Raw genomic sequence first — 18,375 nt, 5'->3', positions numbered from 1 at the left:
AAGCCGTTCATTCTCCGCTCGCAATTTGGCATTCTCAGCAACCAATTTAGAGCTACCTTCAGACTCATTAGTTTTGGTTTTTGTCTTCATTGTAGATAAAGTTTTCCAACGATACAGCAGATTTTCAGCAATTCCAAATGTCTCAGAAATCTCGCTTACTTTTTTACCAGAAATCAACATTTTTAGAATTTCTGCTTTGAAATCTGGTTCGTAGTTACGACGCGCTTTTGACTTTTTTTCATTATCCATTTTTTGCAAATTTTATGCAAAAAAGTGTGCCGCTTTTTCAAACCACCTCAAATAGCCTCGCTAGTTGCTTAACTTAGTATTTCATCATCGCAGTTCAGGTTATAAGAATTCGTTGAAAGCACAGCGGGTTTCTTTTTATATAATGCAACAGAATGCGGACTACTTAACACTTTATGTTACTGGTGCTAATAAACGAATTTTGTACGGGAGTTGAAATGATCACAAAATTAACCTTTCCGATCAATTACAAATACCAAAATTGTTATACAATAAAATCCTATTTTTGAAAAACTGGCGGGGATACCAACAATAGAATGGGATTCGCAAGGATTTCGACTTCAAATCATAAACGATCAAGATCGTAAATATTCTAGAACGTAATTGCAGATGACACAACTGATAAGAACTCTGGAGCAGCAAAAGGAGGAATTTAAAAAAGCGAAGTTAATAGCTACACCAATAGCCGGATTAATCGCTTGGTTTATAGTTGGCGTGGGTGGCATTTTTTTGTCCAGCACAGGCAAAGTCTGGTTGTTATTTGTTGCAACGGGGAGTATTGTGTACCTGGGCATGTTTGTATCCAAATTCACGGGGGAGAAGTTCCTTGATAAGACAAAACCTAAAAACACCTTTGACATTCTGTTCCTTTTTACGGCGGGCCAGGCTATCTTGGTTTACGCGATTGCTATCCCATTTTTTTTAGTTGATTATTCTTCCCTGCCGCTTACAGTTGGGATCTTAACAGGATTAATGTGGCTGCCCCTGACGTGGATCATTGACCATTGGGTAGGTGCTTTCCATGCTATTACAAGAACCTTTATTGTGCTTATCCTTTGGTATTTATGGCCACTACATCGATTTGTTACGATACCATTTGCGATTGTTATACTATATATTGTGACAATCATCATTTTAATGAACAGAAAGGTCAGATGCTAAATGTCTTCCTGCGAGAGTGTTGACAATAATGTGACTGCGGACCGCAGCAACGAGCTGCATGTAACTTTGGTAAGTGCTGAAGTGTTGAACATTAAAACAAATTTTATATCTGGACAGGTGATGAATGTGGTGTTTATGCGGAGTTCTAATTTCTCCATAGGCGGTACTAGTGGCTTGCTCCTCAGTCCGCGTTTGCTACAGTATCTGTGCCATTGCTAAAATCAAGATGAAGGTGGTAACGAAACATCCTCAAATCGAGGTTGGGAAAAAAATTGCGGTCGTTGCATCCTCGGCTGGGCAAATCATGCGCGTTGTAAGTTACCAGGGCATGATGTATAATTACCAATGCAGTCAGCAATACTTTCAAATAATCAATAAAAAAGATCTTACTTTTAGAGTGCTCAGAGACCGAAGCTGACTGAGTAAAGGAAGGAGACATTTATTTTATGGTTACGGCTAAAAGTGCAAATTAAAAAACGATAGCCAATTTTACCAAACGCCGGGAGTGTACGCTGAACTGTGTCAGGATTTGATTCTGCAAGATTCAGCCGCCAAGGAAAAATTCACGATCAGCCTGTAATCTTTCACCAAATTTAATATACAATTGCGACATCGTCAAGCCCCAATCATGGATAGACATCGTCCACTTTTTGGAAAGATCCCTAACAAATAGATAAACGTGTTTCAACAACGCCTGATCTGATGTAAATGCGCCTTTAGTCTTGGTTACTTTCCGGATTTGCCGGTACATTCCATCAATCGCATTTGTGGTGTAACCTTTCTTATTTCAGCAGTAAACTCAAAAAAGGTCGACAGATTTACCCAATTATCTTCCCGACTATGTATGGAAACCCTAATAATCGGTGCGACAAAAAAACTGTTTCATTTCCTGCATCCTTTACTTATTTTTGTTTACGTTAAGCAAATCCTAATTCGTTTGAAAACTGGGTACAAGTAAATCCGAAAATTAGCCTCTTTCACAACCCTTAATAAGCCACTCCATGGTCAAAAAAATCTACTTCATCGTTATATTTCTATTCCTCTTTATTTCATTTCCTTCCCAAGCACAAGGCATTAAAATGCCGATTAAGACTTACGGAGATTTGATGCAAACATATCGAGGATTTAAACAGCTAGATAAACTTGCAAAAACGCTCAGTTCAAAAGACTACTACGATTGTGTCGCCTACAGTAAATCCGTGGGGTATTGTACTCAGGTGGTGCCAATTTGTAAGTTATACAAAGAAGTGACCTCCCAGAACATTATGGGTTATGCTGGGGGTTTTTATAAGGCTTTTAAACTTTACGATGTATTTCAGCCGTATTGCGGCAATGGGACCTGCTTTCAATGCTGTTGGACTAACCAAGGCTGTCACTCGTCATTTATTGGATTTCCAGTACTAAATTGCAACAGTCGGTACGGTGCAGAAACAACTCCGGCAGGATTGACACTAATTGTTGACGAAGATATCTATCCAGGAAAAATCTGTTTATTTACGGGTCAGGTTTGTTCACATCATGCTAAATGTAACTTGAATCTTAACCCGAAGCAGATTACAGATGCAAACAACAACCCGCTCCATCCCATGAAGAGCAAAAGAGCGATTGAACAAAGAGCGTATACATATGCCTATTACGCTTTGGAATCTCACTACCAACAATTCGCTGAGAGCATTACATCAAACAGAATAATGTCTGGTATCACTTCTAACGCGGAGTTAAAAAAACTCACTGATGATGATCTGAACGATTTTCTTTACGGCAGGGGACATGACGGATGGGATGATTTGGTAGATGCTGTGGCCAAATATAGAGGAGATGCCGAAGGATTCAGGATGGCTGACAGCGTTACGAAAGAGTTTTTGCCACAAGCCAGCATGTGGAATACGAACCGAATGTTTTTTTTGGCTCGGTATCTGTCAACAATTCCCAATCTGTATAATCGACTGGCCTTCGTTGAGTCGAAGATCTGGACTGAGGAAGATAAAGACGCGTACCTAAAAACAATAAATTACAACGATTCCACTTTCCTTAAAACGATACACCCCATAGCACTGAACTTTTTACGTCAAAATTATGGGATTCAAGATTATCGGTTACTTGCGGTTCCATTGGCTGGTGAAATTGTGCAAAGCAAATTTTATAACGGTGACGTATTGGGAGATCCTCCAGTCCTGGCGATTGAAAATAGTGAAAGTAATTTTACATTTAGCGTAAGCAACACTGGTACGCATAAGCCAGGCAAGCCTTTACCGATCTTAGTGTTATGGGGAGATGGTACCACAACCGAAACAGAACTAAATGGGACAAGTACTAAAAGCCTGAGCCATGATTATCCGGCCGTGGGAGAGTACAGGGTTATTGCGTATGCCAGAAATTCAAGCGGACTGCGCTCAATCTTAATGAAGTCGGTCAATATTAAAGCAAGGGGAGTAGGACAAACCCAATCAATTAAAACCCTCTCATTTAAAAACCTGTTAGTCAAAACTGGAACATTAACTTTTGCAGATTATATTTCTTTTGACATTTTGGCCAAAAATAAAAATGATGAGGAATTTCAACTGGGACGTACCGCTGCAACCTTTCTAGGAAATGCTGCAAACAGAGTTGTAGATTCATCTCTAGTCGTAAATAATGTCACCATCTCACAATTTGACAAATTGATAATACGCCCGGTTTGCAAATATGAAGGCACAGGATTCATTTCGCTCAATATTAAAAGCATGCAAGCCGGATTTTTCAATAATTCTACAATTGGCGAGCTTCCGGCTAATTTCCAGATTTCTGCAAGCAATTTAAAATTGCTTGATAAAAATGGGAAAGTGCTCAATAATAAGGATTACATAATAACAACCGGATTGGAAAAAGACTTTGCTTTGGCCCTGGTTATCCAGTCCAATGGCGTAAAGGTAGAAAGGATTGAGATTGATCTAACCGACCTCTTATCCAAACAACCATATACTTTGCCGAATACTATAACCAGAAAAGAGGAAGATGGTGTATACGCGGAGTTCAGGTTGAATGAATTCTTCAAAATTGAGCCGGTGTTGGCCGTAGAACCTATCCGGACCAATGTCCCAGCAGTATTACTTTATCCAAATCCAACCCAAGGGAAGCTTGTTTTTAGCAAAAATCCAAATTTTATACTAACTAACGAGGCAGGCCTTTTGAGTCTGTATACTTCTTCCGGTAGAAAAGTAAAAGAATTCAATGTTTCTTCCGGACAAAATTATCATGAGTTTGACATCAGTGACTTGCACCTTGGCGTATACATTTGGAAGTATGAAACGAAGAATGGTGCAATAGTAGAAGGAAAAGTTATTAAGCAATGAGCGGTTGACTCTATTATATATGCATCAGCTTATAACCATTCTTGATATCCATAAATGCGTATTACCAAAGATAATTTTCGATCATACAAACAGGACTTAAACAAATATTTCCGGTTTTCCTGATTTCTTTCTTTAGTTATATACTTGAAATGGATGTTTCGTAGAAGTTTCACGCTAATATCAACTATACGCGCTCCAGATGGAATAGTAATTGCCGTCAGCGCCTGTTGGTTATGCTTAATTAAATCCCGTTGTTGAACCGGTATTTAACTGAACCAACCGGCCGTTACAACGGGAGCGGAATTTGTGCGTCGTAAATTTTTAACCCAGTAATTGAATTTATGGTATCCCATACCGATTGCAAAAAGCCTGTTTGCTTATACCTTGCCTCTGCCACTGATCGTACAGATCACTCATTTTTCATAAGGCAAGATTACCTAATATCCAGATCCGTTCAAATATGGTGTTCATCTGACGCATACGAATATCTCCTATTTCCATTTCTTGCTTAACTTTCCGGTAAATGGTTAAAAAATGTCCGGTTTGATCAATTAGTGATAGAGGGTAAAGAAACTGATTGAACATGGCTTATGGCGATTTAAAATTCACGCTCAATGCTATTTCGTTCCAAGCTCATTTGTGACTATATCGATAAGTTGTTGTTCTGTGTAAAAGTGATTCAGTGTACTGTCTTCATTTAGAATATCTCTACCAACCAATTGGCGTGTTTCCGGATGTCCGGTAAATATAAAAAACCTGGCAGTTTCCAATCCGCAATGATCAGATTGGCTAAGTAACATAGCAGGGGCATCGATTTCGAAATTTTCAATGAGATTCAAGTTTGGGAGTATAAAAATCTCCAGGTACTGGTTAAAATGAAAACCGATATATACACCCGTAAAGTAACGTGTGCCAACTATCGAAGTCAGCGTTTTGGAGAGCTCATTACCTGATTTTTCGATATATTTTAATTCATTTTCAGGCCTGTCGGTTATCTGCGATTTTAGTCTTTCAAACAAATTCTCCATAGGTACTGGATTGTAGCTTAATAAAAATAGTAAATCGGAAAACCGATCTACCATTCTACAACACTATTTCACTTATCATGACCCTGACAAGGTCATAATTCCAGCAATATAGTACTGTATGAGCAATACCAAACAGGTAAATTTAAAAAGTTATAGAAATAGTTTATATGGGAATATTAATGAGCAATGGTCCAGTATTATTTTTCTTTCTTTTGTCGAATATGTTGACTATCAGTTACTTGTATGGGTTAAAATTCTCAAATGATTTTAGCCTAATTTAAACTCCACTGATGGCAGCAACATTCGGTATAGTTAGTGATTTCCTATTAATGCAGTGCACTCGCAAATGCGATTATGCAATGATCAAATTCGGTTGATTACTTACAGTTTGATAAACCATTGGTGTATCGTATTGCAATCTTCCTGCGATTTTTTTGTTTTTCATGGAGAATAAAAAAATCCTAGCCACTTCCAGAACCATTTGCGGCTTGGTGGTTTACCCTCGGTCTGGCCGGATCCTGCAGACGTTTAAAGATCAAAATATATGGTCTTTAATCGTCATATCAAACTCTATTCCGTGCTGGCGGTCCGTTCAATTATGGTGTCCGGTGCAACACCAGATTTCTGAACCAGAGCAGTGCAGCCGCTATTTGAGGAGTTGGAATGCTTTCTGGTGATAGTACGGCCTATTGTATTTGTGTAGTTAATTTTCAAACTGGCACAGCGGATATTATTTTTTATGCTCACAAATAATTCTTCAGAAAGCATTGAAACCTGATCTTGCGGACACAACAGACGTTCTCGCAAGTGATCCACAAATTCCCCCCTTGGCAGAAAACGCGAATTTATTTCATTGGAATTTGTCAAACCGCTTAACATGCTTAAATCAATCAGGCCAAGGTTTGATAGTTTTGCCACATCGAGATAATCATCATGGTCTGGCAAAACGCAGAAAATCTTACCGAGTAATTCGTCCTCTTGCTCTGTCTGATATATTGAATTATCATCTTTATTGAATGCAGCTTTTAATCCTTCCTGTATTAACCTGCCAAGATCTTTGATCAACGCTGATGTGCATTTTCGGTTGATATTCATGGCAGTACCTTTGATATATGCGTATTTCCCATCATCAAGGAGAAGTCCTACGTTAATAATCGTTTCACAGATCGAAGAAATTTCTGTTTCTGATTGGCTTAATTCAAGGCTTTCAAGCAGAAAGCTTGTGAAAGGCATAAAGTTTTCATTGTACGTCTCTGGATCACTGCGGGAAATGCTGCCAAGATTGTTAATCAGTTCACTAATTAAAATTTCATTTGTTTTAAAGGAGGTAAGCGTCACTTGCTTCATACAAACCGTTAGTTTATTATTTACATCAACCGTCTGCCAATCAACTGGCAATATTTATCCGCTTTAAGTGTCAAAAGTTCAGTGCTTTTCGCTGTGAAAAATTGATGGTAAAGTTACCAATAGTCAGTTTTGGTTACAATAGGGAATCAGAAAATTTTTAGTTGTTATGAGTGGAATTTAATTCCAAAATTGATTACTTCCAATCTGCTCGATTGTCCTACCAGTGGAACAAATTTTACATCGAGGCTGTCGTTGCAATAGTTAGATCAGTTGGTGGAAAATTGGTAAAATACTTTTGTTTAACAAACCGCTTTCAACATACTAAGCATATTAAAACTCACTGGCGTCAATGTTTCTGCCAGTATCATTTGAATTTTTCAACATTTATTTTGCACATTATTTTTTATCAGCCTCTTTTATTTGTCACGGATCTATGATGTCAGCTTAGCTGATCGGCTGGGCTAAAAAAGCGTTGGATGATGTACTGATTACCGAATCGGTCAATGGATAATTGGCAGTTGAAGCATGCAAAAGGCGCTTTCTGAAATTTATGGATATTCAAATACTTGAAATGAATGGGGATGAATCCAGGCGGATCATCTAAAAAATACCAGAAGCCCAATGGGTCTTCATCCTGGCTGTGGGCGGGTAAGGGTGAAAAGAAAAAGAACGGTGTCTGCAGGGTGTTGCAAGCCAAGTTTTAACCAAGTATTCTGTCTTGGAAGATATCCGGCTTGTTACCGCAAAATATAAAGTTTGAGAAATTATTGCCAACGGCATTTAACTCTGTATAAGAGGAGTGGTATAGTTTAACTTCCTGGTAAGCAACGAAGCGATCCAAACGTATCCTAACCCTAAGGATCGATTGGTAAAAGAAAGTACCGGCTTATAAAGGTTGTATTTTCTCGAAACGATGTGATTTCAGTTTCGAGTTCAGATGGTCAGTGATGCCGATTTCTCTGCTATACCCATATTCGGTATGTGTATCCCAGAGAAACTCGTTGAGCCTTTGAAATAAGCGGTTCAATTGCTTACCTGTTGAGGCTAATTATGTAAACATTGGCCTGGCGAATATGACAAGGATTGATATCATCCTGCTAAGCAGAGTACCTAAAAATGATGAGGGTATCTGGTAAGTTGATTTTCTTTTCAAAACCGTCTGAATTCTTCCACTAGCCGCAGTTTTGTGGCTGATGTATGTTTATTGAGTATTGTACAGCTTTCACCGAATGCTATATTTAGCTGCGTTACGGCGGGCAAATCTTATCTATTCACCTGTGATATTGCTTTTTCAAAGACGTCGGTGAGCGCATGCAATCCCTTAATTGCATTTTTTGGAAGATTCTCACCATGTTTTCCGAATGTATACAGCATAGGCTCCTCTTCAATAATACAAGCTGATTCATCTATTTTACCGGAGGAATCTTTTACCAGATTTAAACGTAGGTGCTTTGCAAAAAAATCATATGTTGCAAGTCTTTTTGAAAGGCCATAATCATGCTTTTCATCAGGAAGGTGAACATTGGTTGTCAGATCCTGCGCAGCGTAATAAGCGTAAATCTTTTTAATATAGGGAAACTCAATATCAGGAACTGTGGCTGTCCAGTCACCTCCGTCAGAAACGATTAATTGCGGGCGGGGCGCTGCCATTGCCGCAATCTCAACGTTATTAGTTCCGCCGGCGCAAAAGTGAGCGGGTACTCCTGTTTCACAAGGGCAGCCGCCTGTGTACCAGGCCGAAACCATAACAATTGGCGCACTTACAGTAATGCGAGGATCCAAGGCTGTTAAAATCATAGTTTGGCTTCCGCCGCCGGATGCGCCGGTAACAGCTACTCTGGTCAAATCTGCATCTTGAAGGGCACATAGAAAATCAAGCATGCGTATGTTATTCAATGTCTGAACGGCCATGACGATACTGCGACGATGGTCAGAAAAATTGAACTGCAACTGCGATTCGCCATAGGCGATCAGGTCATAGCTTAAAGCAATAGCGCCCATTCTTGCCAACATGGCGCAGCTGTATTGTTGATCGCTCCGGTAGCGCCCCTGATCAAAGTGCCCGCCCGGACATAAAATAACTGGCACCTTTCCTTTCACTTTTATGGGCCGGTATAACGATCCGCAAACATATAACCCCGGCAAAGTTTCTATAGCTATGTTTTCAACGGTATAGCCATTCATGATACGTTTGGCCGTAAAAATCGGTTTCGAAGCAGGCTTTAAAGGCAGAATCGTTAAAGCCAGCGTTTCCTTAATACATGCTACAATGGATGTTTTTCGCTGCTCCCAGCTGCCTTTATCCTGATAAAGTTTGGCAAAATCAGCCAGTTGCTCTTTACCTTCTACAACAGATCGGCGGTAATACTCAAATGGCCGTACCTGGTAGGTGGTACTATCGGTTTTTCTGTAACTAAGGTTTACCGGGGCCAGAATGTTTATCAAACTTTTCTCGGCGCTATTTCTCAATCGCCAATCAGCATAAGGCACCCAGGCATTTTTAGTAATTTCGGGATTATAGAGAATTTTAACTTTGAATTTTGTAGCTAACTGATTCAAAACACTGTCCAGCGGTTGTTTGTAGCCCTCATCGGAGGTTTGGAAAACCTGAGCTTTCAAGTTGCCGCAGATACAGAGTAGTGCAACAAACAAATACATTTTTTTCATGGGTCATTATAAATGATGTGTCCTTTTTTTAAACAAACCCTTCTTATTTAATAACTTTACTAAATAAGAAGGGTCGCAGTGAGTTAACGCGGGTAACTCGGGTTTTGAGCAAATCTGGATGGGTCGTTGTATATATTAACCTCCGAATCAGGTACAGGATAGATAAAGTCTCTTGGCAGGATAGATATACGCCCACCAGCGGTAGTTCTCGATTCGGATGCGTTGATAGCGGCTTGTGCATAGTTGGCATTACCGGCAATTTTACTTATGCGCACCATATCAAACCAGCGGTCGCATTCAAGTGCAAGTTCCAGGCGCCTCTCGCGGTATATTACAGCGCGAAATGCTTCCAGGTTTACAAAGCTTGCTGATGTGAATTCGTCTATGCCGGCACGTTTGCGAACCTGATTCAAGGTGCTAACCGCTACACTGTTTGGAGCGCCGCTAACTTCTGCCTCGGCTTCGGCCAGCATCAGTAATACATCCGCGTAGCGCAGGACAATAAAATCATTAATTGCCTGGTTGCTGCTTAGAGCGGCATACACTTTCCGTGGCGTGAACTGGCTATTGTTGGCAGTGGCAACAGTTGCTATTAAAGCCAACCTTTTATCACTCGCCGTGTACGCGGCTGATAAACTATTATCAACTACCGTGCGGTTGCCTTGCCCTACATCAGATGTTAACCAGGCAGCATGCCCTTCCCGGCCAGCTACACCATACTTCACCGCAAATATGACTTCGGCATTGGTTTTATTGGTTTCCTGGAAAATCGTCAACGGATCTGCGAGAAGACTATATTTTTTTGACTCTACAACCTGCGTTAAGATATTTTTGGCATCCAGCCACTTCTGCTGGGTTAAATATACCTTACCAAGTAGTGACTTTGCCGCATTTAAAGTAGCGCGGCCATCATCTGCACCCGTATAGGTTAATGACAGGTTTTGAGCGCCAAACTTTAAATCATCTTCAATAGCAGCATAAACCTCGGTAAGCTCGTTGCGTTTTAGCTGACTTACCTGGGAGGGTTCCATGGCTGTTAAAATAAGGGGCACCTTACCGAATAGCCTTACTAAATTAAAATACGAGAGCGCCCTGATGAACCTTGCTTCTGCTTTGATGCGGTTTTTTAGCATTTCGTCCATGCTTACAGCTTCTATTTTATCCAACACAATATTGCAGCGGTATACACCAGCATAAAGGGCCAGGTACCCATCGGTAAGGTTGGTGTTGGTTACCTCCTCTGCAAAGATGTCAATCCGGTAGTTTACACCCGCGCTGCCACCGGGGTTAAGATCCAGCGCGTTGTCTGAGCGGATCTCCATCAGCCGGTAGAAAAGACTGCCGTACTGATTAGTGCTTTGCAGTGCATCGTATGCAGCGTTAACTGCCACAACCATATCTGATGGTGTTTTATAGAAATTAGGAATGCTCAGATCCGCTTCCGGAGTAAGGTTGATAAAATCTTTCTGGCATGAGCTTACACCCATCGCGGCAGCGAGAAGAGCAACTCTAAGAATATTTTTGGTTTTCATGATCTGCATTAAAATGAGAAATTAATACCTAACACATATGTTTTTGCAAGCGGGTATGATCCATAGTCCTCTCCTGGAGACAGGTTGCTACCCGGCCTGTTGTTTACTTCCGGGTTGTAACCCATATATTTTGTGATGGTAAATGGGTTCTGAGCGGAAAAATATAGCCGTGCGTTGTTTATTTTTAGGACATTTAAAACATTTTTAGGCAAAGTGTAACCTAAGGTGATGTTTTTAAATCGCGTGTAGGAGCCATCTTCAACATGGTGCGATGAGAAGATCCCACCATCACCGGTGGGAACACGGTTTACTTCGCTGACCTGGCCATTACCCGGATTTTCTTCTGAGCGCCAGCGGTCCATAGCGCCAGTGTAGCTATTAAAGTTACCCTGAAAATTGTAAATATATCTGCGTTGCAGGTTTACAATCTCAAATCCTTGTGAGCCCTGAATGGTCAGGGACATGTCAAAGCTGCTATACCTGGCATTTAGTGTTAGACCGTAAGTATAATCCGGAAAGTAATCACCTATGATTGTGCGGTCCTTGTCGTCTATCTTGTTATCGCCATTAATATCTCTGAATTTGAAATCACCTGGTTTTGAACTGTTCGTTACCGGGATGGTGCTTAATTCTGCCTGGCTCATAATAATACCATCCTTTACGCGGCCGTAATAAGAACCAATGGGTTTGCCTATCATGGTGACGTACTCTATACTGCCCGATGCGCCATTTGTATATATAGGTTCTCCGGCCGGACCTAATTCTACCACTTTGTTTTTATTGGTGGCAATATTGCCGTTAACACTGAATTGCCATTTGCCGATATTGTGCCTGTAATTTGCACTGAACTCGAAACCGCGGTTGTTTACCTTACCAATGTTTTTTAATTGCGTGGCAAAACCAGAGCTTAACGGAACAGAAACATTCAGCAGCATATCGTAAGTATTGCTATTGTAGTAATCAGCCTGGAGCTGCAATTTATCTCCGAAGAAACCTGCTTCGATACCCATATCAAACATGGCTGTTTTTTCCCAGCGCAAGCTTGGATTGTCTACCGTTGTAGGGCTTAATCCGTTGGTTATCGTACCGCCGCTTACGTAATTGGCATTGCCCAACAAGCCATACGAAGCATAGTTAGGGATCTGAAAGTTTCCGGTTAAACCATAGCTCGCCTTTAATTTAAGAAGCGATAAGGTCCGGCTGTCTTTCAAAAAGTTTTCGTCGGACACGATCCAGCCTGCTGATACGGATGGAAAGTATCCATACTTGTTGTTTTTTCCAAAGCGTGACGACCCGTCAGACCTGATGGTTGCTGATAGCAGATATTTGTGCTGATAGTTGTATTGCAGTCTTGCCAGGTAAGATATCAGGCTCCACTTACTTAAACTGGAATAACCCTGTGTGATCTGGCCGCCATTTAAGGTTTGAATAATATCTGTCGGGTAATTTTCAGCCCGTAAAAAATTGCCATCGATACGCTCTTTTTGAGTGGTGTAACCCAACAAACCCGATACGTTATGATTACCAAAGCTCCCTATATAATTCAAGGTGTTCTCAGCCACCCAGTTAATAATCGCACGACTCTCTGAGGTACCCACCGGAACCGACGGAGAGCCCACACCACCGGCGCCGAAACCGCTCATTTGAGGAAGATTCGATGGCCGGTAAAAATCTTCACGGTAGTTGTTCTGGTCTACACCTAAGCTAAATTTGTAGGTTAAGTTTTTCAGAAAGCTGTATTCAACATAGCCATTGGTAAGGATTCTGGATTGGGTTAGTTTGTCTTTTGTCAACAGTGCCATGGCAACCGGGTTTATATTCCAGGTTTTTGTTCCCTCGCCCGGAGTGGCGTCAAAGTTGTAGGAACCATCGTCATTGTATACTTTAAATACAGGGCCAATGCTCAGTGCAGCTGAAACAATACTGCCTTCAGTGTAACGTGTTTCTGTTTTTACGAGATTATTGATCGTGTATGACGGAGTGAAATTGACGCCGAAACGAAACTTGCCCGACTGTCCATCCAAGTTAACACGGCCGCTGTAACGCTTAAAACCCGAGCCAATGATTATTCCGTTCTGATCAAGATAATTTCCGGAAATGTAATATTTTATGTTTTCTGTCCCGCCATTAACAGAAATGGTATGATTTTGCATGGAAGCTGTGCGGAATATAGCGTCCTGCCAATCGGTATCGGTAAGGCCCTTCTCTCCGGCAAGGTATGGAAAATAGCGGGCTGGTACACGATAAGATACCGGGCGGCTGCTGTTTAAAGAAAGATCGAGGTTTGCACCAGGAACCGCATCAGCATAAGCATTATTTATACCTTCAACCGTTAACTCGGCAAATTGATAAGCATTTAGCAGATCGAGCTTTTTTACAACCTGCTGCACCCCGGCATAACCATCGTAAGTAAATTTTGCTTTACCGCCGCTGCCGCGTTTCGTGGTGATCAGCACCACACCATTTGATCCGCGTGAACCGTATATGGCGGCTGCCGAAGCATCCTTTAAAACTTCAATAGATTCAATATCTGTTGGGTTTATCGTGTTTAATGGATTGGATACAATCGCCGTACTGAAATCACTATTGTTTGATAATGGTACACCATCTATAACATAAAGCGGATCATTACCAGCTGATATCGAACTTAAACCCCTAACCCTGATGGCCATCGCGCTGCCTGGTGCGCCATTGGGCTGCAATACCTGAACCCCCGATATTTTACCAACCAATGCCTGATCAAAACCGGTTACCGCCTGATCTTTGATATCAGCAGCCTTAACCTGGCCAACAGAACCCGTAATATCCCGCTTTTGTTGTGAACCATACCCGACAACTACAACTGTATTAAGCGATTTTGTTTCTTCAAGCAAGGTGACATCGAGTGTACTTCGCCCGTTTGTGGCAAGCTCCTGAGTGGCAAAGCCAATGTAACTAAATGACAAAATCCCATCCGCTGGAATCGTTAGGGTATACCTGCCGTTGGCATCGGTGGCGGTCCCTTGAGTAGAACCTTTCAAAAGCACGCTAACACCAACCAGAGTGCCACCCCGAGAGTCGGTTACCTTACCTGTAATAGTCACAGCCTGGGATGAACTTTGTTGTACTGATGCACTTTTTTTAGGCTGAGCAGTCGGTTTAATCAATATGGCCTTATCCAGTATCTCGTAAGTGAAATTCTGATCTGCAAAGCATTTTTTCATCACTTCATCCAAGGGAACCTTACTGACATTTATAGTAACCAGTCTTGCGTTTTTCAACAGTTCCTTATCATACAAAAAAGAATAGCCGGTTTGCTTTTTTATTTTAATAAGTACCTTTTCTATGGAGGTATTTTTTTCTGATAGCGTTACCAATTGGTTAATTGCGGCAGCACCCGCATTTAAATATAACAATGTGAGCAACAGCAAAAATAGAGTTTTAAGGGAAGAAAAAGTCTTTGTTTTTGACAAAGCGGTACCAATATGCGTTGTTTGGAAAACGACATTGTAATTCATACATTTACGAATTAAGGTGAAAAATTATTCTAACTAACTTAGACGGTGGTTAACTGATTTTTAAGCCTTGCTTACTTCCGGAGGCTTAGCACAGCTTCCGGATTTTCAGTTTTAGGTGGGGTTGGAAGTATTTATTTCTGCATGTTTTGATTCAAGTAATGTTTATGGATTGGTACTTAACTTGGGATACTAATTTGAACTGTTACGTATATACGCTTTAATTTATTACCCTAATTTGTCTTCCTTCCTTTTTGAATTGAACACCGCCGGTTATTTCCAGCATTCTGAGTACCTGCGATAGATTATATGTTCGGGATACTATTCCGTTGAGTTTTTTCGATGGCAGATCTTCATAAACAAAATCTACATCATACCAGCGTTCGAGTTCTCTCAAAATGCCTGCAAAGTCCGTATTGCTGAACTGGAAGTCGCCTTTCTGCCAGGCAATTTCCTGCTCGGTATCTACTTGAAAAGCCTGTAATGTGTTATTGAGTACAGCCTGTTGGCCAGGTTTAATGGTCAGTGCAAGGTTGCTTTTGGTTATTTTTACAGAGCCTTCAAGTAGGGTAGTACTAACATTTTTTTCGTTTTGATAGGCCATAACGTTAAAATGTGTTCCCAATACCTCTATCACAGCGCCTTGCGCAATCATAACCTTGAATGGTTTCTGCGCGTTTTTTGCTATCTCGAAATATGCTTCGCCGGATAATTCCACCCGCCGTTCGCTACTGCCAAATGCAGCGGGAAATTTAAGGGATGATGCCGCGTTAAGCCATACCTTGCTTCCATCAGGTAATTGCAATTGGTACTGACCGCCTTTGGGCGTAGTTAATGTGTTAATATTTTCGGCTTGCGCTACCGAAGTTGTCCCAGGTCGGTAAATCAGCTGTCCTTTGCTTGTTTTATCTACCACGGTGCTGCCTTGTTTGCTGACCGTTCCATTAGGCGAATTATCAAGTATTATTGCAGAACCGTCAGCCAATGTCAAAACCGCTTTGTTGCCAGCTGCTGTCTTGTCTGCCTTCTCGACCGGCTTTGCGGACATGAGCCGTTGTTGTGAGGGTTTGTGCTGTGAGAGATAAATACTGCTTATTATCAATAGAACAACACATGCCGCTGCTATTGTCCAGATGCGCGTTTGCCTTATGCTTATTACTTTGCGCGCATTGAATTGGAGCTGTCCTTTTAAAGCAATAAACATCCTTGCCCTTATTGTTTCGTCCGTGTCGTCTACCGAAGTCCAATTCAGTTTTTCTGGTAATTGCTGTTCGTACCATTCATCCAAAATCTTTTGCTCCTGCTGGGTAATGGTACCACTGAGCCATTTATTAGCTAGGGTTTGTATATTTTCGGGTGGATTTAGCATCTGAATTTCGCGTTACTATCTACATAGCGTGCAAAACACCGGCTTACCCTTAGTGGCAAAGGAAATTTTTTTATGCTTCAAAAAATATTGTCATGTGGCAGGTTACAAAAGAAGAGAGATATAAATACTTCCCAGGGAGATACGCAAAGTTTTTAGTGCTTTGGTCATGTGCGCCTGCACGGTTTTAGGTGAGATAACAAGTATTTCGGCTATCTGCTTCTCGCTAAGGCTTTCTTCTCTGCTCATGCGGTAGACCAAGCGGCATTTTTCGGGCAGTGCCTGTATAGTCGTCTCGATATGTAAGCTAAGGTCAACAAATTCAAGATATTCCTGGGTTGAATTATCTTGTGTATTTATGCCATATGCCTCTTGAATGTCTACCAGTTTATATCTGTCCTTTTTTGCTAACAGCGCCATCACTTCATATTTAACAGCCGAAGCCAGGTAGGTATGGAAGGAGAATTTTAATTGAAGTCTGTCCCTGCGCTGCCAAATATTGATAAAAGTATTTTGTACCACCTCTTCCGCGTCAATTTCTGAGCCCAACAATGCGTAGGCTTTTATCAGCATCCGTTTCCAGTACCTATTATACAAAGTTTCAAAGGCCTGTTGATCATCTTGCCTTAGCAAATCTATCAGTTCTTCATCTGTGTGGTTTTCTAATAGCGCCATTGCGGATCAAAAGGAGAAGAAAATAAAGAAGTGAAAGGTAATATAGCTTACATGGTAAATTTAAAAATAAAGTTGTCTATTTCAATTTTTGCAATATTATTTCTATGTTAATATTTATTTTTTAGACAGTAGAAGTTCTCCAAAGCTGCTCAGAGTGGAACAATATTAAAGTGGGTCATGTACACTTAGCTATCAGGATTTATTTCATCAGCCTCAAGCTCGATGAAAATATGCCCGGTCTGGCCGGTAGTCGATTCCTTATTTTCAAATGGCTCGCTATTGTTATTTTCTTATGAAACATATAAGTACATAATTTCTAGTCGACAGCTAACTATTTCTCAATACATCACACGCTTGGGCTGGCTAAAATGTCTGCCGCGAAATATAAATTTAAGTTTGCCGTTGAGCTCACAGACCACGTTTATATCCGTTACGAGCGAGGCTTCACCCGTAAGAAGCCGAGCGAGGTTTATTTTCACCGGTAAATCATTACAACGAACTGGAAAGAAGAGATCCGGGCAACACAAATCACTGAAAGTCATCGATGAGCTCAAATACATAAACCCATTTTAAATACTGATTCGAACTCTAAGAATTACCCAGCAGATGCTGTCCCGTATGATGGAAAACACTGGTTTGAATCATGAATCTATCACAACATTCAGAGCCGCTATGCATCATAGACAGGGCCGGATTTTTGGAACTCACGAAGCAAACTGTTTACTGTCATATTGTAAAAATATCTTTTTACGACCGAAACCGGCTTTTTTGTTTCGTCCCTGAGTAGCTGGTTGAATATATCCGGCAGGGTGGGTGTCCAGAAAAAAAAGTCAACCTCATGGCTGTAAGACTCGTTTGACAGAAATTTTGAACCAACCAAGCCTGTACCTGCTGGCTCAGATCGATGTTTGGTATTTAAGTGATACCGTTTCGAGATTTTTGATATGTCCAAAATATCGAAACGGTTTGATCCACTATATAATGCCGGTCAGCAACCGGATATTTTATAGGTTATGCCAAGCTAAGAGCCGCCGTGTGTGCCAGGTTTGTCGCACCAAGAAGTCTGACTTAAAGATGGAATAGTTGGTGCGCGATTATTTTTTGATATTGCTTTTTACGGTCAGGATCATCTGCAAACCTGCAATTATCATCCAGATGGCCAAACCGGCTACAAAAATCCTAAAACCGTACAGGGCGGTAAAATTTACTTTCAGCAAGAAACAACCGATCCCGAAACCAAACAGTAACAGGCCAAAGTGACCGGTCCATCTGGGAAGAAGTCCTGAGCGAATAATCAGAATACACCAGGCCATTATCGACAAACTGCTGGCAAAGATGAAGATGTTTGCCAGCGAGATATTCATGTGGTGGCCATAGTTCACAACCGTTCTCAGCATGAGTTGCTGGGATGCTGCTTTACTTGAAGCAGACAAAAATTGCGGTAAGATTAATCCGTTAACCGCAGCTGCTATCATGGCAGCAATCAGCCCAAAGCAAAATACAAAGAAAATAAGTGTTGAAATTCTGCTCCTGGTCTGCAAAAGAATCGATAGTCCCCACGCGCCAAAACCCAAAAGGGGCAGACATGCGATGGCCAATACGTGAGAAAAAATAAGAATATGCCTCATACGTATAATGTGTTCAATACTTCCGCCGGAGGGGTGAAGTAACATGGTCACAAGTGAAAGCAATGATCCCAGGCTAAGGCTGGTGGCTGAAGTTTTTGTAAAAGAGTTTTCCATTTTA

At 41.1% G+C, this 18,375-nt stretch carries 13 protein-coding genes; 2 read left to right on the top strand and 11 right to left on the bottom strand.

Annotation, left to right across the window (positions count from 1 at the left end; all coding sequences use genetic code 11):
* On the bottom strand, positions 1–249 hold a 249-nt coding region (locus tag E0F88_RS30455; RefSeq protein ID WP_165940191.1), incomplete at its 3' end, for a transposase.
* Between the two features lie 387 nt (positions 250–636).
* Here E0F88_RS30455 and E0F88_RS30450 point away from each other — a divergent pair.
* Positions 637–1,188 carry a DUF7010 family protein gene (locus tag E0F88_RS30450; RefSeq protein ID WP_131962116.1) on the top strand — a complete coding sequence of 184 codons (552 nt, stop codon included), beginning with the start codon at positions 637–639 and terminating at the stop codon, positions 1,186–1,188.
* Positions 1,189–1,732: 544 nt separating this feature from the next.
* Here E0F88_RS30450 and E0F88_RS34915 read toward each other — a convergent pair.
* Positions 1,733–1,939, bottom strand: coding sequence for a transposase (locus tag E0F88_RS34915; protein ID WP_131962115.1), 207 nt, complete (start codon positions 1,937–1,939; stop codon positions 1,733–1,735).
* Between the two features lie 250 nt (positions 1,940–2,189).
* Here E0F88_RS34915 and E0F88_RS30440 point away from each other — a divergent pair, with 250 nt between their 5' ends.
* Positions 2,190–4,520, top strand: a complete 2,331-nt coding sequence (locus E0F88_RS30440) for a T9SS type A sorting domain-containing protein (protein WP_131962114.1) — start codon at positions 2,190–2,192, stop codon at positions 4,518–4,520.
* A 617-nt stretch (positions 4,521–5,137) separates the two neighbouring features.
* Here the strand turns inward: E0F88_RS30440 and E0F88_RS30435 are convergent.
* From E0F88_RS30435 to E0F88_RS30395, 9 genes are all read right to left on the bottom strand, one after another.
* Positions 5,138–5,548 (bottom strand): hypothetical protein, encoded by a 411-nt coding sequence (locus E0F88_RS30435; protein WP_131962113.1) that lies wholly within the window; start codon positions 5,546–5,548, stop codon positions 5,138–5,140.
* A 570-nt stretch (positions 5,549–6,118) separates the two neighbouring features.
* A complete protein-coding gene (locus E0F88_RS30430) occupies positions 6,119–6,895 on the bottom strand; it encodes a hypothetical protein (protein WP_131962112.1) in 777 nt (258 codons plus the stop codon).
* Positions 6,896–8,158: 1,263 nt separating this feature from the next.
* Complete coding sequence (locus tag E0F88_RS30425) at positions 8,159–9,562, bottom strand: alpha/beta hydrolase family protein (protein ID WP_131962111.1); 1,404 nt, start codon at positions 9,560–9,562, stop codon at positions 8,159–8,161.
* An 83-nt stretch (positions 9,563–9,645) separates the two neighbouring features.
* Positions 9,646–11,094: a RagB/SusD family nutrient uptake outer membrane protein gene (locus tag E0F88_RS30420; protein ID WP_131962110.1), complete on the bottom strand. Its 1,449-nt coding sequence runs from the start codon at positions 11,092–11,094 to the stop codon at positions 9,646–9,648.
* An 8-nt stretch (positions 11,095–11,102) separates the two neighbouring features.
* Positions 11,103–14,591 (bottom strand): TonB-dependent receptor, encoded by a 3,489-nt coding sequence (locus E0F88_RS30415; RefSeq protein ID WP_131962109.1) that lies wholly within the window; start codon positions 14,589–14,591, stop codon positions 11,103–11,105.
* A gap of 217 nt (positions 14,592–14,808) precedes the next feature.
* Entirely contained in the window at positions 14,809–15,957 is a 1,149-nt protein-coding gene (locus tag E0F88_RS30410) for a FecR family protein (RefSeq protein ID WP_131962108.1), read from the bottom strand.
* Between the two features lie 102 nt (positions 15,958–16,059).
* Positions 16,060–16,629, bottom strand: a complete 570-nt coding sequence (locus E0F88_RS30405; RefSeq protein WP_131962107.1) for an RNA polymerase sigma-70 factor — start codon at positions 16,627–16,629, stop codon at positions 16,060–16,062.
* A 670-nt stretch (positions 16,630–17,299) separates the two neighbouring features.
* Complete coding sequence (locus E0F88_RS30400; protein WP_131962106.1) at positions 17,300–17,581, bottom strand: hypothetical protein; 282 nt, start codon at positions 17,579–17,581, stop codon at positions 17,300–17,302.
* Positions 17,582–17,723: 142 nt separating this feature from the next.
* Positions 17,724–18,371, bottom strand: a complete 648-nt coding sequence (locus E0F88_RS30395; RefSeq protein ID WP_131962105.1) for a hypothetical protein — start codon at positions 18,369–18,371, stop codon at positions 17,724–17,726.
* Between the last annotated feature and the right edge of the window lie 4 nt (positions 18,372–18,375).

This window comes from Dyadobacter psychrotolerans (assembly GCF_004349265.1).
Lineage (GTDB): Bacteria > Bacteroidota > Bacteroidia > Cytophagales > Spirosomataceae > Dyadobacter > Dyadobacter psychrotolerans.
This window is presented reverse-complemented; position numbering and strand designations above follow the sequence as displayed.